This window comes from Ruegeria sp. A5, from assembly GCF_056543005.1.
In genome coordinates this window covers 649,198-675,437 of record NZ_JBQGAV010000001.1, presented here as the reverse complement: position 1 = coordinate 675,437, position 26,240 = coordinate 649,198, and the positions used below count along the sequence as shown (strand labels likewise).

The window sequence follows — 26,240 nt, the reverse complement described above, 5'->3', positions numbered from 1 at the left end:
TCAGGCGGGCAGTCTGTTTTCGATCCGGCCCATATGTAGCATCAGGCCGAAGCCAAGCATGCACATCGTCAGTACTCCGGTCGTCAGCGGTGTGATCGACCCGTCAAATAACAGCCCAATAGGGGCCGCGATGGCAGCCGCCAGAATTGTGGCGATCGATCCAATGACCGAGGCAGCCATTCCCGCGATATGACCCATAGGTTCCATGGCAATGGCGTTCAGGTTGCCCATGGTTACACCGGCCATAAAGAAGATCGAGGTCTGCCACGCCACAAAAACAGCAAATGACGCGCCCGGTGAAAGTGGTGTTATGTTCAGGATGATGACGGCGCTTGTGATCAGAATCTGCGCGCCCAAGGCCCAGGTCACCATACGGCGCATCCCGACGCGTACGACCACGGCGGCGTTCAAAAGGCTGGCCGAACCCGAGATCAGCGCCACGAAGGCGAACCAGAAGGGAAAGCTGTCTGCCCGATCATGGATGACGTCAAAAACCGGCTGAACCATCGTTAGCATGGTGAACAGCAACCCCATGCAAAGGGTCTGCACCAGGATCGAGAGGCGTACGGTGGGGTGTGCGAACATCTCATGCACTGCCGCAATCATCAGGGGCAGGCGGAAGGGGCGTCGGTTTTCGGGCGCCAGAGATTCAGGCAGGCGCGTGGCCATCCAGATCACGATGATCGTGGCGAATATGATGAAGGACACAAAGATGCCGCGCCAGCCGACCAGTGCAATAACGCCTGCGCCTAGCAGCGGTGCCACGGCGGGGACCAGAGTAAAGATCATCATCGCGATCGAGATGATGCGCGCCATCTCGCGCCCTGAAAACAAGTCGCGAATGATTGCCATGGCCACAACGCGCGGCCCGGCCGCCCCGAGGCCCTGCGCGATGCGCGCAGCCAGCACCAGTTCAAGCGATGAGCTGGACCACGCAACGGCGCAGGCCAGTATATAGAGAGCAGCACCGCCATAAATCACCGGCTTGCGCCCGACCGCATCGGAAATTGGCCCAGTAAAGAATGTGCCGATCCCCATGCCCAGCACAAAAGAGGTCAAGATCAACTGTGCTTTGTTCAGATCGTAGGGGCTGAGCTCTGCGCCGATCTCGGGCAGGGCTGGCAGCATTGAATCGATCGAAAAGGCTATCGTGGCGAACATCATCGCGATCAACGCAATGAATTCGCCCCGGGACATGCGGTCGGCCATGGGGAACTCCTTCCCGAATGCGCTATCACGGCGTTTCGGGTTGGACTAGATCAGAAATGCACAGGGGTATGTGCTATTCTGCAGGGGAAGCCTCAATCTGAGACATGATCTCAGCGATCACTTTTGCCCACAATTCAGGAGGTTGCGCGCCCGGAACGGCGTGCTGGTTTGCAACGATATATGTGGGAACCGAATTTACGCCCATTTCGCGTGAATGGCTGTCGCGGTTACGGATATCTTCTCGGTCGGCGTCTGACTGCAGCAGTTTCAGTACGACCGCTGCGTCCATGCCGACGCTGTCGGCGACATCAGCCAACACCTCATGATCACCAATATCACGCGCCTCGACGAAGTAAGCATTAAAGAGTGCATCGACCACGGCATCCTGCTTGCCCTCAATCCCCGCCCAGTGGATCAGGCGGTGGGCATCCAGCGTGTTGGGCGTGCGTTTCATGCCTTCGAAATCGATATTCAAACCTGCGTTTTCGGCATGTTCGACAACGGGAGCGTATGCGCGAACTGCTCCGTCCTTGCCGCCGAACTTCCGTTCAAGGTATTCGCGCCGATCCATGCCCTCGTCGGGCATATCGGGGTTCAGCTGAAAGGGGTGCCACTCGATCACAAAGGGGTGGTCTGGCACTTCGGCGAGCGCTTTGTCCAGATGGGTCTTGCCGATATAGCACCAGGGGCAAATCGGATCGGACATGATGTCGAGCTTTATAGTGTGTGTCATTCGGACGTCGCCTTGAAATAGGCCGGCAGGGCGCGGCGCAGAAGTTTGCCGTTGCCTCCGGTGGGCAAGGCGGGCAGATGGACAAAGGCACGCGGCTGTTTGTAGCGCGCCAACTTGTCAGACACATAGGCGTGCAGGTCCGCCGCGTCCAGTTCTTCGGGGCCAGTGTAGAAGGCAACGATGATCGAACTGTCCTGTTTTACCTCAACCGTAGCCGCCCCGACCTGGGTGATCTCGGGATGGGTGGATAAGGCCGCCTCGACTTCGACCGGGGAAACGCGATATCCGCCCGCATTCATCATGTCGTCATCTCGACCCAGATAGGTGATTTGCCCATCAACCGCCATCGCGCCTTGATCACCGGTCAGGAACCAATCCCCCTGCATCCGAGCAGCGGCCTCGTCGGGGGCATTCAGATAGGTCAGCATCAGGCCCGGATCTTCGCGATGTACGGCTATTGTACCTTCCTGACCTTGTGGCACAGGGCCATCCGGCCCGAGGATGGCAATCCGACGCCCGGGCTGCGGCTGCCCCAACGCTGTGCCGCGTGCCGGGTGGCTTGGGCTGGATGAGATGAAGGTCGAGCATTCGGACATGCCGTAAGCCTCATAAAGCTCGGTGCCGGTGAACTGCACCCATTTTTCATGCAGGTGTCGCGACAGCTTTTCCCCGGCGCAAAGGCCGTGGCGCAGATCGGGAAGGCCGGGCTGCGTGTCACTTTGCATCATCTTCCGAAAGACCCCCGGTGCGGCTGCAAAGATGGTGGCACGATGTTGTTTCAACAGGGCAGGCAGATCGCGTATGTCTGTCCCGGGTTCAGGGATCAGAGCCGTTGCACCAATGGCCCAAGGGTCCATCAAGCCGGTGCCCAGCGTGTAGGTCCAATTGAATGCCCCCGCATGGCACAGCCGGTCCGAGGATTTCAGGCCATACCAGCCGTCGACCATCATCTGCCGAGCCCAGATGGCGCGGTGTGCATGCGCAACCGCACGGGGTTTGCCCGAAGTGCCCGAAGTGTAGACCACGTAGGCAAGCCGCTCGGGATCTCCCATGGCAAAACTTGCAGGCGGCAGTGATCGCATCCGGGCCAGTTCAGGCAGCATGATCTGATCCGGGTGCGCCGCGCAGGCGACCTGGGGATCTCGCAAAATGGCGGCGGGTTTCAGATCGTCGACGATCTTTGCGGTCTCTTGCTCGGTCAGTTGTGATGAGGTGGGCACGGGGACCAGCCCCACGGCGATTGCGCCCAGATAGGCGATCGGAAAATCGATGGTATTGCCCAATCGCATGAGAACAATGTCTTGGGCGCGAAGGCCGCTCTGCAGCAATCCTGAACCGGTGCCCATTATCGCCGAATGCAGATCGCCATAGGTCCAGTCTGTTGCACCATCCGATCCCAGCACCGAAAGTGCGGTCTTCTCAGCTGAACTTTTCGCATGGCGCAGCACATGCGCGGCAAGATTGAATGGGCGCGGGCAGGGCGTAGGCGGCCCCTGATCAAAGATCGACAACATGAGAACTGGCTATCCCCGTGCGAGGCGCGTTGCAAGCAGGGCATGCTCGCCCTATAGAAAGACCCATGGCCACCAATGATCATAAATCTATAGTCAGAATTGCCCGCGACAATGGTGTCAACACCGAGTTGGAGCCGGTCGATCTGGGCGCGCGCGTGCGCGAACTGCGTAAAGCCCGCAACTGGACGCTGGAACAGGCGGCGAGTCAGGCGGGTCTGGCTCGGTCGACACTCAGCAAGATCGAAAATGGTCAGATGTCTCCGACCTATGATGCTTTGAAAAAGCTGGCGACCGGATTGGAGATTTCGGTGCCTCAGCTTTTTACGCCGCCACAACGCGATCAGGTGATCGGTCGAATGGCAGTGACCAAGATGGGCGGGGGTGCGGCCCATGCGACCACCACCTACGAACATGAGTTGCTGGCAGAAACGCTGACCAAAAAGCAGATGCTGCCCTATCGCGCCCGTGTACGTGCACGCTCGATGGAAGAATTTGACGGCTGGGTGCGTCACGATGGTGAGGAATTTCTGTATGTTCTGACCGGAGTGGTGCGGTTGTTTACCGAGTTCTATGAGCCGGTCGAAATGCGCCGCGGCGACAGCGCTTATTACGACGGCAGCATGGGGCATAACGTCATTTCGGTCAGTGATGAGGATGCGACGATCCTGTGGGTGACGTCACTTGCTTAGGGCTTGGGCCGCTTCGCGGTTCAATGCTTCGGTGAACAGGAAATCCTCAAGCTCTTCGCGCGCCTCGTTTACGGTCAGGTGGTGACGCTCGGCCAGGTAAGCTTCGAACTGTTTGCGATCTTCGCCAACGCGCGCCATATCCCTATCGCGCAGGTTCGGAAACCTACGTTTTGCACGCGCATATGACGCGTCCCAGTCTTGCGTCAGATCAGCCCAGTTTAGCATCTGCGAGCCTTCCTTAGTTGGTGTTTCAGGATTGCTCTCCCCCAAGACAGCCTACGGAGCGCCGTGCGTTGCTGCAGACATGACAAAATGTCGCAGCCGGAGTCGGGAGATAAGATGCAAAAAACCCGCTGCGGAGATACCGCAACGGGCCCACGGACCTGCTGTAAAGTGAGTGGCGGCCGGTCCGTTATTCTGCTGGTTCGAATAACCAGTTCAGTATTTTGTGTCCGATAAATACAGCAATTAACTGCATAATTATGAACATCGGAATGTGCGCAGGGTATATCCCCGCAAAGGTATCCGTAAAGCCCCTTGCGATTGTAACGGCCGGATTAGCAAAACTTGTGGAAGACGTATACCAGTAGGCGCCGGTAATATAGAGGCCCACAAGGGCTGGTACCGTGTCCGGCTTGTGCCGAATTCCGCCGAAAATCACAAACAGCAAACCCAAAGTGGCGATAATTTCCGAAAACCACTGATGAGCCCCGGTACGATGCATCGTTTCCGAAGTTTGCAGAATCGGCAGGTCAAACATGTAATGGCTGGCCCAGACCCCCGCGATACCTCCGGCAATCTGAACAAGCATGTAAGGGGTGACCGCACGCCAGGGATGTTCACCGCGCAGCGCAAAGGCCAATGTCACTGCAGGGTTGAAGTGAGCGCCCGAGACAGGGCCGAGCGTAGTGATGATAGCGTAAAGGATGCAGCCGGTCGCAATTGCATTCGCCAGCAACGCCAGCGCGATGTTCCCGTCGGACAAGGTTTGCGCCATGATGCCTGATCCGACGACGCCGATCAGCAGGAAGGCGGTTCCGAGGAATTCGGCAAAGTACTGGCGGGCGCTCACAGCAGGGCTCCTATACGTTTGAGATGGGCCGAGAGTTCAACGCTGTCCATGGTTTCAATGGGCAGCTCCATAAGTGCTTCGGCGCGGCGCCCAAGAATTTCATATGCCGTCCTAAAGGCGGTTTCCCAGTCTGAATGAGACGCGGCAGCCGGGTCCTCGACACCCCAATGCGCGCGTACGGGGGCGCCGGGCCAGACGGGGCATGTCTCTTCGGCGGCTGAGCCGCAAACCGTGATCACTATGTCCATTTCCGGAGCATCTTCTGCTGCAAACTCATCCCAGCTTTTAGAGCGGGCATCGCGGACGTCATGGCCTTCGGCACCAAGCAGCGTCAAGGATTGCGGATGCACCTTCCCGGTCGGGTTGGAGCCTGCTGAATAGGCGCGTACACGCCCTTCGCCGGTGTGATTGAAGAGCGACTCCAGCAGAATCGACCGAGCCGAGTTGCCGGTGCATAGAACCAGTATGTTCATGGGGGTATCCTTGGATTGATCGAGGACTACTCGGCCATTCGGCCGATATCATCCACCTTGTGCTGTAGTGAGATGCGGTCGAGCGTTTCGAACGGGAGGCTGGCAAAGGCGGCGATACGGTTGCGCAGCAATCCATAGACCTGCTGGAATGCCAGCTGCTTTTGCGCGTCGGTTCCTTCAACTTTGACCGGATCGGGCAGACCCCAATGCGCGCTTATTGGTTGTCCTGGCCAAGCGGGGCAGGCCTCGTTCGCCGCGTGGTCGCAGACGGTAAAGACAAAATCCATCTTTGGGGCATCAGCAGCGGCAAATTCTTCCAGTGATTTTGAGCGGAGCGAGGTTGTGTCGTAGTCTTTTTGCTTCAAGAGTTCCAAAACGATTGAATTTGGTCCGTCCGATGGTGCCGTTCCTGCCGAATAAGCGCGAAACAAGCCGTTACCTTCATTGTTTAGGATGGCTTCCGCCATGATCGAACGGGCCGAGTTTCCGGTGCAGAGGAAAAGCGCATTCATGACGCGGTCAGGGGACGCCATAACGGGGTCATCCGAGGGTTGCATGCACAAATCAGGACGATTTTGACAGCAACCGCCCAGCAACTCATCAAACAGCCCGCGCACCGCTGGTAAGTTGGCGGCATATTGCAATGATGTCCCTCTGCGCGACTGCTGGATCAGCCCGGCGGATTTCAATGCATTCAGGTAGGTTGACGCAGTATTGGGTTTCAGCGCTAAAGCCTCAGCTATCTGACCCGCAGCAACGGAATCTGGATAGCGACGCATCAACAGCCGGAACAGATCCAGCCGCTTGGGATGTGCGAGTGCGTTCAGCCTGTCATGAATCTCTATTTCCATAATTCATGAAATATGGAAATAGAAAGGACTCGTCAATCCTGAAACCACCAGACCTGTGGCATATATTCTGGCCCATCGCCATAAATTGGCAGAGTGTCGGGTTGTTTCAGCTCTTTGACATGGGCGATACGGCCGACATCAAAGCTCCAGATAGGAATGACATAGCGACCCGCTGTCAGAACACGATCCAGCGCGCGCGTTGCCGCAACAAAATCCTCGTGGCTTTCCGAGGCCAGCATCGCGTCGATCAGCCCGTCCACGGCGGGCGAGGTCAGGCCCATAACATTCCGCGTCCCGGGAGCATTTGCGTTTTCGCTGCCCCAATACAGACGTTGTTCGTTGCCTGGCGAGAGCGACAGCGCACGACGGAACGGGGTCATGTCAAAATCTTGCGCATCGATGCGTGAAGTATATTGCGCGTCATCTACTTTCTCGACTGTCAACTGGATACCCAGGCGTTCGAGGGCGCGGGCGTAGATTTCCGCGATCACGCCGACATCCTGGACCACGTTCAGGCTGCCCTGGCTGATGACCAGATCAATCACAAACGGCTCACCGCTGGCGTTGCGAAGCTGGCCGTCCTGAATGATCCATCCGGCCTCTTCCAGCAGTTTAAGCGCTTTGCGGATATTTCGGCGGTTGCGTTCGGTTCCATCGCTTTGAGGCAATTCATATCCATCCAGCGTGCCCGGTGCCAACTCGGCGGCATAAGGTTGAAGCAATTCCTCGACACGACCAGTGGCCGGTCCGGGTTGCATCCCCAATTCCGAACCCGAGAAATATGAGATGATCCTGGGCTGCGCCCCGCCTGTAATGGTGTCGTTGATGAACTCGAAGTTGAAGGCCAGCGTTAGTGCCTCGCGTACGCGCCAGTCATCGAATGGCGCCTTGCGTGTGTTCATGACAAAGCCGGTCATGCCTGATGGTTTTTGATGGGGAATTTCCGTCTTCACAACATCACCGCGCTGAACCGCTGGGAAGTTGTACTGCGTATTCCATTTATCCGCGTTGAATTCACGAACGGCCGAAAGCTCACCAGCTTTGAACGCTTCAAACGCGACTGTGCCGTCTCCGTAGAACTCAACCCGTATGTCATCCAGATTCATCGTGCCCTTGCGGTAGGGGATATCGGCACCCCAATAGTCAGGATTGCGACGCAGGTTCACATAGCGGCCAGCCTCATAGTCATCGATTACGTATGGTCCGGAACCGATGGGTATATCGTGTAGTTGAGCGTCAGCGAACGACTTTCCCTCCCACTGCGCTTTTTGCAGGATCGGGCGCATTCCGGCGATCAGGGCCAGTTCGCGATCCGGTTCGTTAAAGGTGATCCGAACGCTGCGCGGTCCAGTCTGTTCAATGCTATCAATCTTGCCCCACAGCCCGCGATATCGCAGGTGGCCTTCGGTGCCCAGTGTCTCATACGACCAGATCACGTCATCGACAGTGACCGGCGATCCATCCAAGAATTCAGCATTTTCGCGCAGCGTGAATTCGACCCAGGTTCGGTCCGAATCTGTCTCAACTGATTCGGCTAACAACCCGTAAAGAGTGAAAGGTTCGTCCCAGGAGCGGCCCATCAGGCTTTCATGAGTCCAAAATCGCAACTGCCACGGCGCGGTGCCTTTTTGCACAAACGGGTTCAGACTGTTATAGCCGCCGGTATTGCCAAATACGACCTTGCCGCCCTTGGGCGCGTCAGGATTTGCGTAGGGTAGCGACACAAAATCCGGTGGTAGGGCCGGGTCACCATACATAGCTATGCCATGGGCCGATTCTGCTGACGCCATTGAGGCGGCGAAAATACAGGTGATTCCCACAATCGCGGGACGAAGGGGGCGGAGATAATCGGGGCTCATTTTGGAAACAATCCTGCTCTGGCCTTATTTTGTTTGGGATTCACCGTAGCCATGATTTTTCTTATTATCAAACTTTTAGCTTGGACGAGGGCGTGGAATTGCTTATAAAGGTTCTACTGCTCGATAGGTTTCTTGCCTGTATGAAACCTGCCTCAATAACTTAACGCCCGCTTCGTGCGGGCGTTTTTTTTGGCAAAACTCGTGCGGGTGCGCGGATCAGATCATTCCCCGTTTTCTTTGCAGGTGCAGCATGGCACTGTGTTTGAGAAACAAAAACTCATAAGGAGAGTGCCATGAGTCTGTCGGGCAAAACAGCCGTCATCACGGGTTCGAATTCGGGGATTGGGCTGGGCATCGCGCGTGAGCTGGCGAAGGCCGGGGCGGATGTGGTGCTGAATTCGTTCACCGACCGGGATGAAGATCATGCGTTGGCCACCGAGATTGGCAAAGAGACGGGAACCAACGCGCGCTATATCAAGGCAGATATGTCCAAGGGCGATGAATGCCGTGCACTGATCGAACAGGCAGGTGCTTGTGACATTCTGGTGAACAACGCCGGCATTCAGCATGTGGCTCCGATCGATCAGTTTCCGTCGGACAAATGGGATGCGATCATCGCGATCAACATGAATTCGGTCTTTCATACGATGGCGGCAGCGCTTCCGATGATGCGCGCGGCGGGCTGGGGGCGGATCGTGAATATTGCCTCGGCTCACGGTCTGACGGCCTCGCCCTACAAGGCGGCTTACATCGCGGCAAAGCATGGTGTCGTCGGGATGAGCAAGACCGTGGCGCTAGAGACTGCGCAGGAGCCGATTACCTGCAATGCTATTTGTCCGGGATACGTACTGACTCCATTGGTTGAGGCGCAAATTCCCAACACGATGAAAGAGTACAATATGAGCCGTGAGGATGTGGTGAAGAACATCCTGCTGGAGCGGCAGCCGTCGAAGGAGTTTGCCACGGTCGAGCAGCTGGGCGGAACTACGATCTTCTTGTGCTCGGATGCAGCGGCACAGATCACAGGAACGACGATATCCGTGGATGGGGGATGGACGGCATTGTGAGGGACCATGGGGGCTCTGCCCCCATACCCCCGAGGTATTTCTGGCCAGATGAAGAGGCGGAACCATGAAACGGATCAATCTGGCATTGCAGGGCGGTGGGGCGCATGGCGCGTTTACCTGGGGTGTACTGGATCGATTGCTGGATGAAGAGAATATCGAGGTTGCCGCGATCACTGGGACTTCGGCCGGCGCGCTGAACGGGGCAGCGTTCAAATCAGGGATGGTGCATGCAGGGCGCGACGGGGCGCGGGCGTGTCTGGATGGGCTTTGGAAACGCATGGGTGCCGTCGGCGATATGCGAATTGCCCATTGGATGCGGGGCATTGAGCCTGCTCATGTTGCACAAGCGTTAGAGTACTCCGTTCCGTTCTCGATGGCCGAAGCATGGTCGCGGCTGGTATCGCCTTACGCCTATGGGCCGTTTTATCGCAATCCGCTCACCCCGGTTGTGGATCGGTTCAACTTTGATGAGATTTGTGCAGACGAAGGGCCCGCGCTGTTTGTCTGCGCCACCTGTGTGCGCAGCGGCAAGATTCGCGTGTTCACAGGCGAGGAGATTTCGACCGATGCGATTCTGGCCTCGGCCTGCTTGCCGAACCTGTTTCAGGCGGTTGAAATCTATGACCCGAAATCCGAGCGGACCGAAGCGTATTGGGATGGCGGCTATACCGGAAACCCGGCGCTTTATCCGTTGTTCGGTGGAGATTTGCCAGATGATGTGGTGATTGTGAACATCAACCCGCTGGAACGCGATGAGGTGCCTAAAACGCCGCAGCAGATTCAGAACCGGATCAATGAGATCAGCTTTAACTCATCGTTGTTTCGCGAGCTGCGTGCGATCAATTTCGTTCAACGGCTTCTGGCCGAAGGCAAGCTGAAGGCTGGTGAGATGAGCCGGGTGCTGGTGCATATGATCGCTGATGACGCCTTGATGAACGACCTTTCGGCGGCCACCAAGATCGTGCCAAACCCGGTTGTGCTGAACCGGCTGAAACAGTCCGGGCGCGATGCGGCGGATCAGTTTCTGAGCGCGCATAAGGACGATCTGGGTCAGCGAAGCACGGTCGATTTGCCCGCAATGTTTGGTTGATTATTCAGGCGGCTGGGTTGGGTCTTTGTCATTCGGGTAAACCAGGCCCGCTGAGATCACCAGCTTGGCTGCGTCCTCGATGGACATATCCAGCAGGATCACATCCTCTGCGGGGAAAAACAACAGGAACCCGGATGTGGGGTTTGGGGTTGTCGGGACAAACACGCTTAGCAACTCGCCCCCGGTTTCGGCGCGATCGCTCACTTCACCGCGCGCTGTTGTCGAGACGAAGCCGATTGCCCAGATGCCCCGGCGCGGATACTGGATCAGGCAGGCTTTTTCGAAAGACCGCTCGGTCTGGGCGAACACAGTTTCCGAGATTTGCTTGATCCCGGAATAAACCGAACGGACCACGGGCATGCGGTCGACGACACTCTCGGCGAAATGGATCAGAGAACGGCCCAGAATGCCCTTTGCGATCCAGCCGACGATAATCGTGAACAGCAGGAATATGACCACGCCAACGCCGCGCAGGTTGATGCCGACATATTCCGAGGGTTGGAACCGTTGCGGGATCAGTGGCAGGACGGCGCTGTCGATCCAGCCAACCACAGACCAGATCAACCAGATGGTCAGCCACACCGGAGCAATGACGACGATACCAGTCAGAAAGGACGCGCGTAGCCGGGAGAACAGGCCGGGGCGTCGGTGGGGTTCTTCGTCAAACGGAGTGTTCATTGCGGTCCTGAGTGGTTTGCGGAATTAGGTAAGCAGTCCGGGCGCTTGGTGCAATAGCTGGGGTCAGTGGGCTGATTCCGTTAGTGCACGCGCGATGACCGCTGCCAGTCGGGCGTTGTTGCGTACCAAAGCGATGTTGGCGGTAAGCGAACGGCCTTCGGTCTGTTCATAGATACGCTGTAGCAGATAAGGTGTGACGCCTTTACCTGTGATCCGGTGAGTTTCTGCATCGGCCTGTGCGGACGCGATGATCGGGGCCAGCTCCTCGGACGGGATCTGATCGGCTTGCGGGATCGGGTTAGCGACCAACTGACCACCCGGCAGCCCCAACGCACGCCGTGCTGCGTGGGCTTTTGCTATGTCAGCGGCATCATCCATGCGCAGCGGGGCTGCCAAGGGTGATTTTGCGGACCAGAAGGCTGGGAACTCGTCCTGTCCGTGGGCGATGACGGGGACGCCGAGCGTTTCCAGAACTTCAAGCGTTTTGGCGAGGTCGAGGATGGCTTTGGCCCCGGCCGCGACCACAGTCACCGGGGTCTGCGCGAGCTCGTGCAGGTCAGCGGAGATGTCGAAGGAGGTTTCGGCCCCCTGATGCACCCCACCGATGCCTCCGGTGGCGAAGACCTCAATGCCTGCATAATGTGCGGCGATCATTGTTGCGGCGACGGTGGTGGCCCCGGTGCCGCCTGTGGCGAGGCAGGCGGCCATGTCAGCGCGTGACAGTTTGGCGACGCCTTGCGCCTGACCCAGTGCGCTCAGCTGGTCGGCTTCGAGGCCGACGTGCAAAACTCCGTCAATAACGGCAATCGTTGCTGGAACGGCGCCCGCATCGCGGATGTCTTGTTCAACCTGTGCCGCGACCTCGATGTTCTGGGGGTAGGGCATGCCATGGGTGATGATGGTGCTTTCCAATGCCACGATCGGTTGGCCCGCATCCTTGGCGGCGCGGACCTCTGCAGAATAATGAATGGTGATCACAGTGGGGTTTCTCCGGAAACATAAGTTGCAGCGGCGCGCAGCGCGCGGCTGAGTGCCGCGTCGCTGTCGGCACCATTCGCCTCGGCGGCGATATGGGCGGCCATGAAAGTGTCACCCGCGCCGGTCACGCGGGTGACCAGAACGGAAGGGGGTGTTTGGGTCAAGACGGCGTCAGCATCCCCGACGGTGGCCGAGTTGCCGCCATCGGTCACAAGCACCCGCAACGCGCCACGGTCCAGCAGGCCTTTGGCGGCGCTCTCGGAATCGGTGAACTCGCGCTGGCAAAGCAGTCCGGCCTCTTCGAGATTCACATAGAGCGTTGCACGGGCGTGTTTGAGGAAGGGCAGCAGCCGTTCTGCCTTGCCGGGCGAGGCCGGGGCGACGCGCAGGTCGGCTTTGGCGAAGGCGGGGCTTTGGGCGATCTCTTCAAGCAAGGTCAGCGTGAGGTTACCGTCCAGCGCGATGGGCCCTTCGAATGGTGTATTTTCATAGCCCAGCGGACCATGCATCAAGGGACGCAGGATTTTGGCTCCGGCAGCTTCAAGCGAATGGGCGTCGGCAATGGCGGCGATCAGCCCGTTGGCTCCTTCAACCGCCATATATCTGTCGGTCGGCAGGTCTTGCGAGCGATAGATGTGATCGGTGACCATCCCCAAACGCGCGCAGGACCGGACCAGTTCATCCCCTTCAGCGTCGCGGCCAATTGCAGTCAGCAAAGTCGGGGTCATTCCGAACCGCACCAGCGTCATGGCGATGTTCATGGCGACGCCACCGGGCAGGCGAGTAATGCGGCCGGGTACATCCGAGCCCTGTCGCATGGCGCTGGCCGAACGTCCGATCACGTCCCAAAGGACCGAGCCGATGCACAAAATTTCGCTGTTCTTGTTCATGCCTTGTGTCATGCCGCAGCCCCGACGCGGGTGCAAGGGTTAACGCTCGCATCCCTCAGCGCATTGCGGCAATCAGAGAGTTCAGCGCCTCCAACGGGTTATCTTGCGACCAGATTTCCTCTCCGATGCCGAAGAAATCGGTGCAGGGGGTGAGGTCTCGGATCAGATCGGACGTCAGGCCGCCCTCGGCCACGACGGGAACCTCGATCATTTCGGACCACCATAGGAACAGGTCCTTTTCGGCCTGAGTACCATCGCCCAGCGTGGCGGAACCAACCGGGCCAAAGGCCACGTAATCCGCGCCACTTTCACCAGCAGTCATCCCGTCATGACTGGAAGACCCGCAAAAACTGCCGACAATCGCATCCGCGCCCAGCTCCTTGCGGGCTGCCCTGACAGACCGCGCGCCGTCATCCAGATGCACCCCGTCCAGACCCAACCGCTGCGCCAGCAATACATGGTTGGAAATCACGATGGCCACATCGCGCGCATGCGCAACTTCGCGGCAAGCATCGGCGGCGCGTGCGATGGTATCTTCGTCGCTTCCAGCCAAGGCGAGGCGGATACATGCAATTTCAGCCCCGTCCAATACGTGACCCAATTGATCAGGGAATGTACTCAGCGCGATGGCCGGAGGCGTGATCAGGTAAATCTGCGGCTGCTCGGGGGTGTCCATGGCGCGTCCTTCGGGTTTGTCATCTTTCGCGCGGTTTAGCGGATTGCGCGGGGGAAGCAAACTTTTATGCCGGCTACGTACCCTTTTGCGAACAGAAGACGCCGGGCCGACTTGCCCTCGACCCATGCGGCCATTAGAGCAAGCGGAGTTTTTCGGAGTTAGCCATGCCCAGCGATACATCACAGCCGTCTTTTGTTCTGGTGCGCCCTCAGATGGGTGAGAACATCGGTGCTGCCGCGCGGGCGATGTGGAACTTTGGGCTGGATCGGATGCGGATCGTGGCACCGCGCGACGGCTGGCCCAACCCCAAGGCGGTGGCGATGTCCAGCGGGGCCGGGCGGCTTTTGGATGAGGCGCAGTTATTTGACGATCTGGCGGGCGCGCTGGAGGACACCACCTTTGTCTTCGCCACCACAGCGCGGCAACGTGGGTTGACCAAGCCTGTCTATAGCCCGGAGCGCGCAATGCAGCTTGCATCGCAGAAAGTGGCGGCGGGCGAAAAGGTCGCTGTTCTGTTTGGCCCGGAACGGGCAGGGCTTGAGAATGAGGATATCGCCAAGGCCAATGCGATTATCTCGGTGCCAGTGAATCCGGAATATGCGTCGTTGAACCTCGGGCAGTGCGTTCTGCTGACCGCCTACGAATGGATGCGACAGACCGGGGATGTCGTGCATGAGGCAACTGATCTGGGCAAGGGCGATTGGGCGACCGGGATCGAGGTTGAAAAGTTGGTCGAGCATTATGAGGACCGTCTGGAACAGGCCGGGTTCTTTTATCCGCCGGAAAAAGCCGAAGGAATGAAGGTGAACCTGCGCAATCTGTGGTCGCGGATGCGGATGACACGGGCCGATGTACAGATGCTCCACGGGATCATGCGGCAGATGGTCCGCTGGAAAGACAAAAGCTGAGGCTGGACCTATCTTTCGCCAAACCATAGCTTGCGACGAAATCAGGACATGAGGACAGCATGAGCGGTAAGCGCAGCATCTTCGAAGAGGTCTCGGACAGCGAAAAACAACAGGCCGTCCAACCCGGTATGATCGACCGGGGGCGTGGCGGTGCGCGGGCCGCGATCCGGGTTTGGCTGATGATCCTGTTCGCGCTGGTCGTGATCATGATTGCCGTGGGCGGGCTCACGCGGCTGACCGACAGTGGACTATCGATCACCGAATGGCGACCTATTACGGGTGCGATCCCACCGATGAACGCCGCCGACTGGCAAGCCGAATTCGACAAATACAAGCAGATTGACCAGTGGCGCATTCAGAACCAATGGATGGAGCCGGATGATTTCAAAACCATCTATTGGTGGGAATGGGGCCATCGCCAGTTGGGCCGCGTGATAGGATTGGTTTGGGCCGTTGGATTTATCGGTTTCCTTGTGACCCGCAAGATTCCGACAGGATGGGCTGGTAAGCTGCTGATCCCCGGCCTGCTTGGCGGTGTTCAGGGTGCTGTAGGCTGGTGGATGGTCGCCTCGGGCGTCACACAGGGTGAAGGCATGACCGCCGTTGCCAGCTATCGTCTGGCAACGCATCTTGGCTTGGCCTTCGTGATCCTCGGCTTTCTTGCCTGGTACATCTTTGAACTTGGCCGTGACGAACGTGACCTGATGCAGGCCCGCCGCGCGAAAGAGGCTAAGCTTTTCTCGATATCGACCGGACTGCTGCACTTCACCTTCCTGCAAATCCTCATCGGTGCGCTGGTGGCCGGGATCGACGCGGGGAGGTCCTACACTGACTGGCCCCTGATTGGCGGTCAGTTGCTGCCGCCCGATGCGGCCATGCTGGAACCGATGTGGCGTAACTTCTTTGAAAGTCCCGGTCTGGTGCAGTTTATCCACCGTTGCGTCGGCTATCTGCTGTTTATTTTCGCCATCATAGTCTGGCGGCGCGGTGGCAGCAGCGCGCACCCACAGACCCGCTTTGCCTTCAACGCCATGTTCGCGGCTTTGTCACTGCAAGTGGTCGTGGGCATCATCACAGTCGTCTATGCGGCACCTTGGCAGATTGCCATTTTCCACCAGTTCATGGCCGTGGTCGTCTGGACACTGATCCTGCGCGCCCGCTTCCTGACAGCTTACCCTATCGCAACATCTGTGCGCGGAGCATGATCCCATGACAGCATACAATGACCTGATGGCCTTTCAGCGCGAAACCTCGGCCCTGGGCCAGATTGCCGGTAGGCTCGGCTGGGACCAGGAAACGGTGATGCCGCGCGGTGCCGCGCCGCAACGGGCCGAGGAAATGGCAGCGATCGAGGCTGTATTGCATGCTCGCCGCTCTGACCCTCGCGTTGCCGAATGGTTGGAGCAGGCCGCACCGCAAGATGAGGTCGGCAAGGCACAACTGCGTGAGATACGCCGCGCCTATGACCGCGCGGTGAAGGTGCCCGCCGATCTGGCGACGGCGATTGCCCGCGTGACATCCGCCGCGCAGGGCACATGGGCCCAGGCGCGAGCGGACGAAGATGTCTCAGCCTTCCTGCCAGTGCTGGAAGAAGTTGTCTCGCTGAAACGGCAAGAAGGTGAAGCGCTGGCACAGGGTGGCGACGTTTATGACGCGATGGTCGAGGATTACGAGCCCTACACAACCGGCGCTCAGATCGCTGCGATCTTTGACGAAATGCGCCCACGTCTGGTGGCTCTTCGCGCCGCCGTTCTGGATCGCCCGGAACCTGTCGCGCTGACCGGCAGCTTTGACGAACTGACCCAGATGCGCCTGACGCAGAAACTGGCCACGACATTCGGCTATGACCTCAACAATGGCCGCGTCGACAAAGCGGTGCATCCGTTCAGCTCGGGCAGTGGGCTGGACGTTCGGATCACCACCCGCACCAGCGAGACCGATCCGTTCAACTGCTTTTACTCGACCATTCACGAGGTTGGACACGCCGCCTATGAGCAGGGCATCGACCGCGATTACCTGCTGACCCCGCTGGGACGTGGTGTGTCGATGGGTGTGCATGAAAGCCAAAGCCGGATTTACGAAAACCAGCTGGGCCGCTCGCGCGCCTTTACCGGATGGCTGTTTGACCAGATGAAAGAGGCGTTCGGTGATTTTGGCATCGCCGATGCAGATGCGTTCTATGCCACCGTCAACCGCGTCCACAACGGCTATATCCGGACCGAGGCGGATGAGGTGCAGTACAATCTGCACATCATGCTGCGGTTTGATTTGGAACGCGCACTGATGGCCGGTGACTTGCAGGTCGGCGACCTTGAAGCCGCCTGGAACAACCGCTTCAAAGCAGATTTTGGTTATGCGGTCGACAAGCCCTCGAATGGATGCTTGCAGGACGTACACTGGTCGGTTGGCCTGTTTGGCTATTTCCCGACCTATTCGCTGGGTAATGTCTATGCGGGATGCCTGTATCAAACACTGCGCGCGGCAATTCCCGGACTTGAGGGGCAGTTGGCAGCTGGCGATACTTCCGGGGCGACCGGTTGGCTTCGAGAGCATGTGCAGCAGCATGGCGGCCTGTACGCGCCCCGCGAAATCATTCAGCGCGCCAGTGGGGTGGAACCAGGGCCGGAGCCGCTGTTGGCTTATCTGGAGCAGAAGTTCAGGGCGTTGTACGGGCTTTGAGGCGTGTTCGTGGCGCTCCGGCGTTACACTGGCCCTGACGGTACCATTTCGATACGCAAGGCAACAGCGGCGAAGAAAAGGCCGCTTCCTGCCAATACAAATACGTGCCAGATGGTGTTGTGGTAGGGCAGCCAGTCCAGAAGGTAGAATACCACGCCTGCGGTATAGATGAGGCCTCCGGCGATCATCAAAGTAAGGGTAAGGGGTGAAAGTTCGGCCAACATCGATTGTCCGGCCCAAACCGCGGCCCATCCCATCAGAAGATACAGCGCCAGCCCGAACCAGCGGAAGCGGTTCGGGTCGATCATCTTCAGAACAGAGCCCAGCGTCGCAGAAGACCACAGCCCCAGCAAAAGCCCCGGAGGTTGCGAAGCCGAGAGCAGCAGGAACGGCGTATAAGTTCCTGCGATCTTCACGTAGATACCCGAGTGATCAAGGCGGCGCAGAAACTCTGCCCACTCATCATGCTCGATCATGTTGTAGAGCGCCGAGAACGTCAGCATCAAAACCAGAGTTATTCCATAGATCGAGGCGCCCAAAACCGCCGCCGGGTCTGACCGATAGAAGACTGTCATGATGATCAGCATAGGCGCTGCGATCACCGCCGAAGAAACACCCAGCACATGAACAACACCGTCACTTATTCGCTCAGCACGGCTATAGGCAGGTCGGATATGGGCGAATGACCACATATCGAAATGCTAGGCGCGCCGGGTCTGCTGGGGCAAGCCCACCCTCGTGCCGTTGGCAGGAACGTGACCCTGAGTAACAAAAACGCCCGCAATACGGGCGTTTTGTTACACTTCTGTAGTGCTTTGTTATTCCTCGGCTTCTTCGTCACCCTGGTCGGCGATCCAGGCCACACTAACGACTTCTTCGCCTTTACCGGTGTTGAATACCCGCACACCACCCGCGCTGCGGGAGCGGAACGAGATGCCCTCGACCGGCACCCGGATTGATTGGCCTTTCGAGGTAGCCAGCATGATCTGATCGTCGATTTCTACGGGGAAGGAGGCAACCAGCTCGCCGCCGCGCATGGCTTTGTCCATCGCCGCCACACCCATGCCGCCGCGACCGCGGACCGGGTAATCATGACTGGAGCTCAGCTTGCCCGCACCGCCCGACGTGATGGTCAAGATCAGGTTCTCGGCTGCCGACATCTCGGCATAGCGTTCCTGCGTGATACTGCCAGGCGCGGCTTCGTCCTCGTCCATTTCGCCGTCATCCGCAATGCCCGCGACTGCGCGGCGCATCTTGAGGTAGGCGGCGCGCTCGTCCGGGTCGGCCTCGAAATGGCGAATTACGGACATCGAGACGACACGGTCGCCATTGCTCAGCCTGATGCCGCGCACACCCGTAGATTCGCGTGAGTTGAAGACACGTACATCAGTGGTGCGGAATCGGATCGCACGGCCCGAATTGGTGACCAGCATCACGTCTTCATCTTCTGAACAGATGCGGGCGTTTACCAGTTCCACATCCTCGGGCAGTTTCATCGCGATCTTGCCATTGCGGCGGACGTTTGTGAAATCTGACAGACGATTGCGGCGCACGTCACCCGCGCTGGTGGCGAAGACGATTTGCAGGTTCTCCCACTCTTCATCCGGCACATCTACGGGCATGATCGCCGCGATCGAAACACCGGTCGGGATCGGCAGGATGTTGACGATCGCCTTGCCCTTACCGGTCCGGCTGGATTGCGGCAGACGCCAGGTCTTGAGCTTGTAGACCATGCCTTCGGTGGTGAAGAACAGCAGTTGCGTATGCGTGTTCGCCACGAAGAGATTGGTGACAACATCCTCTTCCTTGGTCTGCATACCCGACAGGCCTTTGCCGCCACGCTTTTGCGCCCGGAAATCGGCCAGCGGGGTGCGTTTGATGTAGCCGCCTGAGGTGACAGTCACGACCATATCTTCGCGTTCGATCAGGTCTTCGTCTTCCATATCACCGGACCAGTCAACGATCTCGGTGCGGCGGTCGACAGCGAACTGCTCGCGCACGCTGCGTAGCTCATCGGCGATGATGCCCATGATGCGCTCACGCGAAGACAGAATATCCAAGTATTCCTTGATCTTGTCGGCCAGTTCTTCCAGTTCGTCCGTGACTTCCTTTACACCCAGTTGGGTCAGACGCTGCAGCCGCAGTTCGAGAATGGCGCGGGCCTGTACCTCGGTCAGGTTATAGGTGCCGTCGTCATTCATCTTGGACAGCGGATCGTCGATCAGGCGTAGATAGCCTTCGATCTCGGATGCAGGCCAGCGGCGGGTCATCAGTTTCTCGCGCGCTTCAGCAGCGTCTGCCGACGAGCGGATCGTGGCAACCACTTCGTCAACATTCGAAACGGCCACGGCCAGACCACACAGGATGTGACTGCGCTCACGCGCCTTGCGCAAGTCATAGGCTGTGCGGCGGGCAACAACATCTTCGCGGAAGTCGATGAACGAGGTTAGGAAGCGGCGCAGGGTCAACTGTTCGGGTCGACCACCGTTCAACGCCAGCATGTTGCAACCAAATGAGGTCTGCATCGGCGAGAAGCGGTAGAGCTGATTCAGCACCACTTCGGGCGTTGCATCGCGTTTCAGTTCGACCACGACACGCACACCATTGCGGTCGGATTCGTCCTGTACGTGGCTGACGCCTTCGATGCGTTTTTCACGCACGGCTTCGGCGATCTTTTCGATCATCGAGGCTTTGTTCACCTGATAGGGGATCTCGTCGACAACGATGGCGTACCGATCCTTGCGCAGCTCTTCTACGCGGGTCTTGGCGCGGATGATGACGCTGCCACGGCCTTCAAGGTAGGCTTTGCGCGCACCTGAGCGGCCCAGCATCACACCGCCAGTCGGGAAGTCGGGGCCGGGCACATACTCGATCAGTTGCTCTGATGTCAGATCCGGGTCGTCGATCAGCGCCAGCGTGGCATCGACCACTTCGCCCAAGTTATGCGGTGGGATGTTGGTTGCCATACCCACGGCAATACCACCGGCACCATTGACCAGCATGTTCGGGAAACGGGCGGGTAGGACGGTCGGCTCTTTGTCTTTGCCGTCATAGTTGTCCTGAAAATCGACGGTCTCTTTTTCGATATCGGCCAATAGGGACGCGGCGGGCTTGTCCATCCGTACTTCGGTGTAACGCATCGCCGCCGGGTTATCGCCGTCCATTGAGCCAAAGTTGCCCTGACCATCAAGCAGCGGCAGCGACATCGAGAAATCCTGCGCCATCCGCACCAGCGCGTCATAGATCGCACTATCACCATGCGGGTGATACTTACCCATCACGTCGCCAACCGGACGGGCCGACTTACGATAGGACTTGTCATGAGTGTTCCCGGTCTCATGCATCGCGTAGAGAATACGCCGATGCACCGGTTTCAGCCCATCGCGCAGATCGGGGATCGCACGGCTGACAATGACCGACATCGCATAGTCCAGATAGGACGTGCGCATTTCGGATTCGATGGATACCGTCGGGCCGTCATAAACGGGGCGCTCGGGCGGGGTTTCGTCCATGTTTTCAGGGATTTCTGGCGTATCGCTCACGTAGGCTGCCCGTGTCTTGTTCTTGATCTATATCTTGTGGATACACTTTATCAGACCCGGCATATAAGGTGCAAGCAAGCAACCGTTCCCCGGCCAAATTAGGTCGGTAACACCTGAGTAACATATTGTTATCTAAGTATTAGGACAGTTCCGTGTTACTCTGAGTAGACCTTGTAACAAGATTGGAGGTCTGCATGGCGCAAAGTGAAACTGAACTCATGCTTAAGGGGTACGGGCTTACCACGGCGGAATTTTTCTACCACATGCCCGACTATATTCACGTACTGAACACGTTTATTTGGCAGGATTACGACCTTGCTCCGGACCATCCGAAGCTGTTCGAATTCGTAGAATTCTGGCAGAAAGAGATTGAAGGTCCGCTGCACTCGGTCAGGTTCACGCACCGTAAAATGATCGCGCCGGGGGAATGGCGCAACATGGTGGGTGAGTTTCGGGTAAATTAGCCCTCAGGCCGAACAGCTCGCGCCGCCCAATACACAGAATTTGGCGCAATGCGGGTGGTTCAAATGCACGTCGGCCTCGGCCTCTTCAAGGGTTTCGCCCAATTCAAACTCCGGCGAATAAGGCAGCAGCGTACAGGCCAGCACCGCCGGACGCTCGGCGCCTTTGCGTTTGACGACCATACGCGAGCTGGCGCACATCACCGCATCAGGGGCTTTGTCCAAGATGCCCCAGCAAGCGGTTGTGATTTCAGGAACTTCAACTGTTTCGTCCATCTCGGGAAACAAAACTGTTTGGCCCGGATTTTGCGCATCGATGTCAAAGCCGTGCTTGGCAAAGAATGCTGCATACCCCGCGCGGCTTTCAGCGTCGCTATCCCCCCAGACTGTGCGCCCGGCAATGGCCATCCTAAAGCCGTTATCCCGCAACCACTGCATCCCCGTCAGAGTTTTGGCAAAACTGCCTTTGCCGCGTTCTTCGTCATGCAGATCGGGGCGGTAGTGGTCGACGGAGACACGCAGCGTCAGTTTTTCTGCGTAGTCGCGCTGTAATTCCAGTAAACCCTCGCGCATTTTGCGGCGCATCATCGGCCGCATTGCATTGGTCAGGATCAAAACTTCGTACCCGCGCTCTAGCGCAACGCGCGTCATCTCGATCATCTCGGGGTTCATGAAGGGCTCACCACCTGTAAAGCCTATCTCGCGGATCGGCCATTGGCGCTGTTCGATCTGATCCAGATAGTCGCGGACTTCGTCGGCGGTGATGTAAACCAGAGCATCGTTGGTTGGGCTGCTGGCGATATAGCAGTTTACACACTCGATGTTGCACAGCGTTCCGGTGTTGAACCAAAGGGTTTCGGGATGAGTCAGCGCGACGGACGCGCGCGTTTGCCCGTCTGCTGTCACTAAACTGTTCTGAAACTTCCCGATATTCGCAGCCTGTAGGGCGTTGTCTTTCATTCCGGCATCCGGTTCTGTGCTTGTGCCAAACCGACTTAACCGTTTGTGCCGGTTTAGTTAAGAGTATCTACCCCTCGCTGACAGAGTTTTGATGTGGGAAGAAAGTTGCTGATTGGTTGCGCTAACATTGGACATGCCCCAAGCGGCAAGGTAAGGAAAAGCCATGGTTTCTCGTGTCATACCTGTTGACCCATTTGATCTGGTCATATTCGGCGGAACCGGCGATCTGGCACAGCGCAAGATTGTTCCGGCCCTGTTTCGGCGTTACTGCGCCGGGCAGTGGCCCGAGGCCACCCGGATCATCGGCGCAGCGCGGGGCGCTCTGACCGTTGATGGCTTTCGCGAAATGGTGGCCGAATCGTTGCGCCAGCACGCACCGAAGCGGGCAAAAGATCAGGAGGCTGTGAACGGTTTTCTTCAGCGCGTGGAGTATGTCCCGCTTGACGCTTTGTCCGAAGATGGTTGGGCCCAGTTGGCCGAAATGCTGAATGCGGATCGTATCAGGGCCTTCTATTTCTCGGTAGGCCCCCGTTTGTTTGGCCCGCTGGCCGAACAAATCAGGGCGCACAATCTGGCCAACCCGCAAACCCGTATCGTCGTCGAAAAGCCTTTTGGGCACGATCTGGAAAGTGCACGCGCGTTGAATGCGACACTGGCGGCGCATTTTGACGAAGGGCAAATCTATCGGATCGATCATTATCTGGGTAAGGAAACCGTTCAGAATCTGATGGCCGTTCGGTTCGGCAACATGCTGTTCGAACCGCTTTGGAACAGCCAGTATGTCGATCACATTCAGATCACTGTGGCCGAGACCGTCGGCATTGACGGTCGTGAAGAATATTACGAGCGCGCCGGCGCCATGCGCGACATGATGCAGAACCATCTGATGCAGCTTTTGTGTCTGATCGCGATGGAACCACCCGCAAAATTTGACCCGGACGCGGTGCGCGATGAGAAACTCAAGGTCATACGCGCGTTGGATTCGGTTGAGCCGCACCATATCGTACGAGGTCAGTTTGCAGGCGGTGCCGATGGCCGGGGGTATCGTGAAGTTGTCGGCAATCAAAGGACGACGACGGAAAGCTACATCGCATTGCGCGCACATATCAGCAATTGGCGTTGGGCGGGCACACCGTTCTATCTGCGCACGGGCAAAGAGCTGGTGGCGCGGTCCTCGGTCATCAATGTGATGTTCAAGGATGCTCCGCATTCGATTTTTGGCGAAGAGGCCGGGCGTCATGCGAATGCCCTGTCGATCCGGTTGCAGCCCAATGAAGGCATCACTTTGAAAGTGACTATCAAAGAGCCGGGGCAGGGAGGCATGCGTCTGGTTGACGTTCCGCTGGACATGAGCTTTGCCGAAGCGCTTGGGCCTGAAAACCAGGACCCACCCGACGCTTATGAGCGGCTGGTGATGGATGTCATTCGCGGCAACCAAACCCTGTTCATGCGCGGCGATGAAGTAGAAGCCGCATGGGCCTGGACCGATCCGATTATCGCGGGCTGGGAGGCGCGCGGTGATGTTCCCAAACCCTATGAAAACGGCAGCACCGGCCCGGGCGACGCCGAGTTGCTGATGAAACGAGACCACCGCCGCTGGCAAGGAATAAATCCATGAATATCAAAGAATACGCCGATCGCGACATGCTGGCGATTGATGTCGCGAATGCATTGGCTGGAGATCTTGAGGCCGCATTGCTACATCATGATACTGTCTCGTTGGCTGTTCCGGGCGGAACCACACCGGGGCCGATCTTTGATGGATTGTGCGCTGCTGATCTGGAATGGGATCGTGTGCACATACTGCCGACCGATGAAAGATGCGTGCCGGGTGATCACGAGCGTTCGAACGAGAGGTTGATCCGGGAACGGTTGCTGACCAGTCGCGCATCCATTGCACAATACATGCCGCTCTATGTTGCGGAACATGAGCCTGAGGCGGTTTTGCCCGAGATCGAAAGCCTGATTAACCCGCATCTGCCGCTATCGGTTCTGGTGCTAGGTATGGGTGAGGACATGCATACCGCCTCGCTCTTTCCGGGGATGCAGGGCTTGTCTGCTGCTCTGAACAACAACGCCCCGACACTGGCGGTAGCGCGGACCGACGTGCAGCCCGAAGCGCGTATCACGCTGACGGGTCCGGTTCTGGACGGCGCTTTGTCCAAGCATCTCGTCATATTCGGAGAAACTAAACGGAATGCCCTGGATCGTGCCATGTCACTGCCACCCGAGGAAGCTCCGATCGCGGCCGTGCTCAGCGGCATGACCGTACATTGGGCGGAGTAATCACGATGCAGCTGGATCAATTGAACTCACTCGCAGCCACACAGACGGGCCGTCGGATACTCGATCTGTTTGACGCCGATCCAAACCGGGCGCAGGGTTTCTCGGCTTCGACCGGAGATCTGCTGTTTGACTATTCGAAGACACAAATCGACGAAGATATCCGCGCGGCACTGATCCAGCTTTGCGATCAAGTCGAATTGGCAGAGCGTCGGGCCGCGATGTTCTCCGGTGAAAAGATCAACGAAACCGAAGGCCGGGCTGTATTGCATACCGCGCTACGCAATCTCGACGGAGGCCCGGTCGAGGTCGATGGTCAGGATGTAATGCCGGACGTACTGGGCACTTTGCAGCGAATGCGCGTCTTTGCCGAAGAAGTGCGTGGCGGGGCGATCAAAGGGGCAGGGGGCAGCTTTACGGATGTGGTCAACATTGGCATCGGCGGCTCGGACCTTGGGCCGGTGATGGCGACGCATGCCTTGGCACCTTATCACGACGGGCCAAGGCTGCATTATGTCTCAAACGTGGATGGTGCGCATATTGCGGATACGCTGCGCCCGCTTGATCCGACACGGACTCTGGTGATTGTCGCTTCGAAGACCTTTACGACCATCGAGACGATGACCAATGCACGCACGGCGCGGGCTTGGATGGTCGATGGTGGTGGTGATCCGGCGCGGCAATTCGCAGCGGTCTCCAGCGCTGTTGACAAGACTCAGGCCTTCGGGATTCCCGAGTCGCGGGTGTTTGGCTTCGCGGATTGGGTCGGCGGGCGGTACTCGGTCTGGGGGCCGGTCGGACTGCCGGTAATGATCGCCGTTGGCTCGAACGCGTTTGACGCGTTTCTACGGGGCGGTCAGGCGATGGATCTGCACTTTCAATCCGCCGAATGGGCAGAAAATCTGCCAGTTATGCTGGCGCTTGTGGGGGTCTGGCATCGTCAGGTGCTTGGGCATGCCAGCCGCGCAGTTCTGCCATATGATCAGCGTCTGCTTCGCCTGCCTGCCTATTTCCAACAGCTTGAGATGGAATCGAACGGTAAATCCGTCGCGATGGATGGCAGCGCGCTGACCATGCCTTCAGGTCCGGTTGTCTGGGGCGAACCCGGCACAAATGGGCAGCATGCATTTTATCAGTTGATCCATCAGGGCACCGATGTGATCCCCTGCGAATTCATGGTGGCGGCAAACGGGCATGAGCCGGAACTGGCCCATCATCATCGCCTTCTATTGGCCAATTGCTTGGCCCAGTCCGAAGCGCTAATGCGGGGTCGGTCGCTGGATGTTGCACGCGCACGCATGGCCGAAAAGGGCCTGACAGGCGACGAGTTGGAGCGTCAGGCACGCCATCGTGTGTTTTCGGGCGACCGCCCGTCAACCACGCTGATCTATCCGCAGCTTACCCCGTTTGTGCTGGGTCAAATCATTGCGCTTTATGAACACCGTGTGTTTGTCGAAGGCGTGCTGCTTGGAATCAACTCGTTCGATCAGTGGGGTGTTGAGCTGGGCAAGGAACTGGCAACGTCTCTGGGACCGATCGTGGACGGTGAGGTCAGCGCCGATGGCAAAGATGGCTCGACCTCGGCGCTGGTTGGATACGCATTGCGACATCGCGGTTGACGCGGCACC

At 58.1% G+C, this 26,240-nt stretch carries 25 protein-coding genes; 10 read left to right on the top strand and 15 right to left on the bottom strand.

Going from position 1 to position 26,240, the window contains the following annotated elements:
* From ACR0AY_RS03420 to ACR0AY_RS03410, 3 genes are all read right to left on the bottom strand, one after another.
* Window positions 1-1,209 (bottom strand): multidrug effflux MFS transporter, encoded by a 1,209-nt coding sequence (locus ACR0AY_RS03420; protein ID WP_170509630.1) that lies wholly within the window; start codon window positions 1,207-1,209, stop codon window positions 1-3.
* Window positions 1,210-1,282: 73 nt separating this feature from the next.
* Window positions 1,283-1,942, bottom strand: coding sequence for a DsbA family oxidoreductase (locus ACR0AY_RS03415; protein WP_170509633.1), 660 nt, complete (start codon window positions 1,940-1,942; stop codon window positions 1,283-1,285).
* Window positions 1,939-3,456, bottom strand: a complete 1,518-nt coding sequence (locus ACR0AY_RS03410; protein WP_480453718.1) for a class I adenylate-forming enzyme family protein — start codon at window positions 3,454-3,456, stop codon at window positions 1,939-1,941. Before ACR0AY_RS03410 ends, ACR0AY_RS03415 begins: the two co-directional genes overlap by 4 nt.
* Before the next feature lie 65 nt (window positions 3,457-3,521).
* On the opposite strand from ACR0AY_RS03410, the gene ACR0AY_RS03405 reads away from it, so the two are divergent.
* Window positions 3,522-4,145, top strand: a complete 624-nt coding sequence (locus ACR0AY_RS03405; RefSeq protein WP_170396891.1) for an XRE family transcriptional regulator — start codon at window positions 3,522-3,524, stop codon at window positions 4,143-4,145.
* On the opposite strand, the gene ACR0AY_RS03400 is transcribed toward ACR0AY_RS03405, so the two are convergent.
* From ACR0AY_RS03400 to ACR0AY_RS03380, 5 genes are all read right to left on the bottom strand, one after another.
* On the bottom strand, window positions 4,134-4,370 hold the full coding sequence (locus tag ACR0AY_RS03400) for a hypothetical protein (RefSeq protein WP_170396893.1): 237 nt from the start codon (window positions 4,368-4,370) through the stop codon (window positions 4,134-4,136). The two genes, ACR0AY_RS03405 and ACR0AY_RS03400, sit on opposite strands and share 12 nt — an antisense overlap.
* A gap of 187 nt (window positions 4,371-4,557) precedes the next feature.
* Window positions 4,558-5,217: an MIP/aquaporin family protein gene (locus ACR0AY_RS03395; RefSeq protein ID WP_170509637.1), complete on the bottom strand. Its 660-nt coding sequence runs from the start codon at window positions 5,215-5,217 to the stop codon at window positions 4,558-4,560.
* Window positions 5,214-5,690, bottom strand: coding sequence for an arsenate reductase ArsC (locus ACR0AY_RS03390; protein WP_170509640.1), 477 nt, complete (start codon window positions 5,688-5,690; stop codon window positions 5,214-5,216). The genes ACR0AY_RS03395 and ACR0AY_RS03390 overlap by 4 nt, the downstream gene beginning before the upstream one ends.
* 26 nt (window positions 5,691-5,716) lie before the next feature.
* Entirely contained in the window at window positions 5,717-6,541 is an 825-nt protein-coding gene (locus ACR0AY_RS03385; protein WP_480453715.1) for an arsenate reductase/protein-tyrosine-phosphatase family protein, read from the bottom strand.
* Between the two features lie 32 nt (window positions 6,542-6,573).
* Window positions 6,574-8,400, bottom strand: coding sequence for an extracellular solute-binding protein (locus ACR0AY_RS03380; RefSeq protein ID WP_170509647.1), 1,827 nt, complete (start codon window positions 8,398-8,400; stop codon window positions 6,574-6,576).
* Between the two features lie 293 nt (window positions 8,401-8,693).
* Between ACR0AY_RS03380 and ACR0AY_RS03375 the strand changes: the two genes are divergently transcribed.
* Together ACR0AY_RS03375 and ACR0AY_RS03370 are read left to right on the top strand one after the other, a co-directional pair.
* On the top strand, window positions 8,694-9,467 hold the full coding sequence (locus ACR0AY_RS03375) for a 3-hydroxybutyrate dehydrogenase (protein WP_170509650.1): 774 nt from the start codon (window positions 8,694-8,696) through the stop codon (window positions 9,465-9,467).
* Between the two features lie 64 nt (window positions 9,468-9,531).
* Window positions 9,532-10,557 (top strand): patatin-like phospholipase family protein, encoded by a 1,026-nt coding sequence (locus tag ACR0AY_RS03370; RefSeq protein WP_170509652.1) that lies wholly within the window; start codon window positions 9,532-9,534, stop codon window positions 10,555-10,557.
* Here the strand turns inward: ACR0AY_RS03370 and ACR0AY_RS03365 are convergent, their stop codons facing one another.
* From ACR0AY_RS03365 to ACR0AY_RS03350, 4 genes are all read right to left on the bottom strand, one after another.
* The gene (locus tag ACR0AY_RS03365; RefSeq protein WP_170396909.1) at window positions 10,558-11,235 is read right to left on the bottom strand and encodes a DUF502 domain-containing protein; all 678 of its coding nucleotides are present in this window, start codon (window positions 11,233-11,235) and stop codon (window positions 10,558-10,560) included.
* 63 nt (window positions 11,236-11,298) lie between these two features.
* Window positions 11,299-12,213, bottom strand: coding sequence for a pseudouridine-5'-phosphate glycosidase (locus tag ACR0AY_RS03360; RefSeq protein WP_170406047.1), 915 nt, complete (start codon window positions 12,211-12,213; stop codon window positions 11,299-11,301).
* On the bottom strand, window positions 12,210-13,103 hold the full coding sequence (locus tag ACR0AY_RS03355; protein WP_170509655.1) for a PfkB family carbohydrate kinase: 894 nt from the start codon (window positions 13,101-13,103) through the stop codon (window positions 12,210-12,212). The genes ACR0AY_RS03360 and ACR0AY_RS03355 overlap by 4 nt, the downstream gene beginning before the upstream one ends.
* 55 nt (window positions 13,104-13,158) lie before the next feature.
* Window positions 13,159-13,779, bottom strand: coding sequence for a thiamine phosphate synthase (locus tag ACR0AY_RS03350; protein ID WP_170509658.1), 621 nt, complete (start codon window positions 13,777-13,779; stop codon window positions 13,159-13,161).
* A 164-nt stretch (window positions 13,780-13,943) separates the two neighbouring features.
* Between ACR0AY_RS03350 and ACR0AY_RS03345 the strand changes: the two genes are divergently transcribed.
* The 3 genes from ACR0AY_RS03345 to ACR0AY_RS03335 are packed head-to-tail and all read left to right on the top strand — an operon-like array spanning window position 13,944 to window position 17,366.
* Window positions 13,944-14,687: an RNA methyltransferase gene (locus ACR0AY_RS03345; RefSeq protein ID WP_170396917.1), complete on the top strand. Its 744-nt coding sequence runs from the start codon at window positions 13,944-13,946 to the stop codon at window positions 14,685-14,687.
* 59 nt (window positions 14,688-14,746) lie between these two features.
* The gene (ctaA, locus tag ACR0AY_RS03340; protein WP_170509661.1) at window positions 14,747-15,892 is read left to right on the top strand and encodes a heme A synthase; all 1,146 of its coding nucleotides are present in this window, start codon (window positions 14,747-14,749) and stop codon (window positions 15,890-15,892) included.
* Between the two features lie 4 nt (window positions 15,893-15,896).
* Window positions 15,897-17,366, top strand: coding sequence for a carboxypeptidase M32 (locus ACR0AY_RS03335; RefSeq protein WP_170509663.1), 1,470 nt, complete (start codon window positions 15,897-15,899; stop codon window positions 17,364-17,366).
* Between the two features lie 23 nt (window positions 17,367-17,389).
* Here the strand turns inward: ACR0AY_RS03335 and trhA are convergent, their stop codons facing one another.
* Both trhA and gyrA read right to left on the bottom strand, forming a co-directional pair.
* On the bottom strand, window positions 17,390-18,058 hold the full coding sequence (gene trhA / locus ACR0AY_RS03330) for a PAQR family membrane homeostasis protein TrhA (RefSeq protein ID WP_170406032.1): 669 nt from the start codon (window positions 18,056-18,058) through the stop codon (window positions 17,390-17,392).
* Window positions 18,059-18,184: 126 nt separating this feature from the next.
* Complete coding sequence (gene gyrA, locus ACR0AY_RS03325) at window positions 18,185-20,908, bottom strand: DNA gyrase subunit A (RefSeq protein ID WP_170509667.1); 2,724 nt, start codon at window positions 20,906-20,908, stop codon at window positions 18,185-18,187.
* A gap of 194 nt (window positions 20,909-21,102) precedes the next feature.
* On the opposite strand from gyrA, the gene ACR0AY_RS03320 reads away from it, so the two are divergent.
* A complete protein-coding gene (locus ACR0AY_RS03320) occupies window positions 21,103-21,372 on the top strand; it encodes an usg protein (protein WP_039535770.1) in 270 nt (89 codons plus the stop codon).
* Window positions 21,373-21,375: 3 nt separating this feature from the next.
* Here the strand turns inward: ACR0AY_RS03320 and ACR0AY_RS03315 are convergent, their stop codons facing one another.
* Entirely contained in the window at window positions 21,376-22,329 is a 954-nt protein-coding gene (locus tag ACR0AY_RS03315; protein WP_170509670.1) for a radical SAM family protein, read from the bottom strand.
* Between the two features lie 163 nt (window positions 22,330-22,492).
* Between ACR0AY_RS03315 and zwf the strand changes: the two genes are divergently transcribed.
* From zwf to pgi, 3 genes are read left to right on the top strand one after another with little or no spacing between them, the layout of a single operon-like run.
* A complete protein-coding gene (gene zwf / locus ACR0AY_RS03310; RefSeq protein WP_170421852.1) occupies window positions 22,493-23,947 on the top strand; it encodes a glucose-6-phosphate dehydrogenase in 1,455 nt (484 codons plus the stop codon).
* On the top strand, window positions 23,944-24,615 hold the full coding sequence (gene pgl / locus ACR0AY_RS03305) for a 6-phosphogluconolactonase (RefSeq protein WP_170396937.1): 672 nt from the start codon (window positions 23,944-23,946) through the stop codon (window positions 24,613-24,615). The genes zwf and pgl overlap by 4 nt, the downstream gene beginning before the upstream one ends.
* Window positions 24,616-24,620: 5 nt before the next feature.
* On the top strand, window positions 24,621-26,231 hold the full coding sequence (gene pgi, locus ACR0AY_RS03300; RefSeq protein WP_170406019.1) for a glucose-6-phosphate isomerase: 1,611 nt from the start codon (window positions 24,621-24,623) through the stop codon (window positions 26,229-26,231).
* Window positions 26,232-26,240: the final 9 nt, after the last annotated feature.

Coding starts and splice junctions, on each gene's coding strand:
- ACR0AY_RS03370 (WP_170509652.1), top strand. CDS start 9,532: ATGAAACGGATCAATCTGGCATTGCAGGGCGGTGGGGCGCATGGCGCG.
- ACR0AY_RS03380 (WP_170509647.1), bottom strand. CDS start 8,400: ATGAGCCCCGATTATCTCCGCCCCCTTCGTCCCGCGATTGTGGGAATC.
- pgl (WP_170396937.1), top strand. CDS start 23,944: ATGAATATCAAAGAATACGCCGATCGCGACATGCTGGCGATTGATGTC.
- ACR0AY_RS03350 (WP_170509658.1), bottom strand. CDS start 13,779: ATGGACACCCCCGAGCAGCCGCAGATTTACCTGATCACGCCTCCGGCC.
- ACR0AY_RS03385 (WP_480453715.1), bottom strand. CDS start 6,541: ATGGAAATAGAGATTCATGACAGGCTGAACGCACTCGCACATCCCAAG.
- ACR0AY_RS03345 (WP_170396917.1), top strand. CDS start 13,944: ATGCCCAGCGATACATCACAGCCGTCTTTTGTTCTGGTGCGCCCTCAG.
- ACR0AY_RS03390 (WP_170509640.1), bottom strand. CDS start 5,690: ATGAACATACTGGTTCTATGCACCGGCAACTCGGCTCGGTCGATTCTG.
- zwf (WP_170421852.1), top strand. CDS start 22,493: ATGGTTTCTCGTGTCATACCTGTTGACCCATTTGATCTGGTCATATTC.
- ACR0AY_RS03375 (WP_170509650.1), top strand. CDS start 8,694: ATGAGTCTGTCGGGCAAAACAGCCGTCATCACGGGTTCGAATTCGGGG.
- ACR0AY_RS03415 (WP_170509633.1), bottom strand. CDS start 1,942: ATGACACACACTATAAAGCTCGACATCATGTCCGATCCGATTTGCCCC.
- trhA (WP_170406032.1), bottom strand. CDS start 18,058: ATGTGGTCATTCGCCCATATCCGACCTGCCTATAGCCGTGCTGAGCGA.
- ACR0AY_RS03405 (WP_170396891.1), top strand. CDS start 3,522: ATGGCCACCAATGATCATAAATCTATAGTCAGAATTGCCCGCGACAAT.
- ACR0AY_RS03420 (WP_170509630.1), bottom strand. CDS start 1,209: ATGGCCGACCGCATGTCCCGGGGCGAATTCATTGCGTTGATCGCGATG.
- ACR0AY_RS03320 (WP_039535770.1), top strand. CDS start 21,103: ATGGCGCAAAGTGAAACTGAACTCATGCTTAAGGGGTACGGGCTTACC.
- ACR0AY_RS03365 (WP_170396909.1), bottom strand. CDS start 11,235: ATGAACACTCCGTTTGACGAAGAACCCCACCGACGCCCCGGCCTGTTC.
- ACR0AY_RS03400 (WP_170396893.1), bottom strand. CDS start 4,370: ATGCTAAACTGGGCTGATCTGACGCAAGACTGGGACGCGTCATATGCG.
- ACR0AY_RS03410 (WP_480453718.1), bottom strand. CDS start 3,456: ATGTTGTCGATCTTTGATCAGGGGCCGCCTACGCCCTGCCCGCGCCCA.
- ACR0AY_RS03355 (WP_170509655.1), bottom strand. CDS start 13,103: ATGAACAAGAACAGCGAAATTTTGTGCATCGGCTCGGTCCTTTGGGAC.
- pgi (WP_170406019.1), top strand. CDS start 24,621: ATGCAGCTGGATCAATTGAACTCACTCGCAGCCACACAGACGGGCCGT.
- ACR0AY_RS03315 (WP_170509670.1), bottom strand. CDS start 22,329: ATGAAAGACAACGCCCTACAGGCTGCGAATATCGGGAAGTTTCAGAAC.
- ctaA (WP_170509661.1), top strand. CDS start 14,747: ATGAGCGGTAAGCGCAGCATCTTCGAAGAGGTCTCGGACAGCGAAAAA.
- ACR0AY_RS03335 (WP_170509663.1), top strand. CDS start 15,897: ATGACAGCATACAATGACCTGATGGCCTTTCAGCGCGAAACCTCGGCC.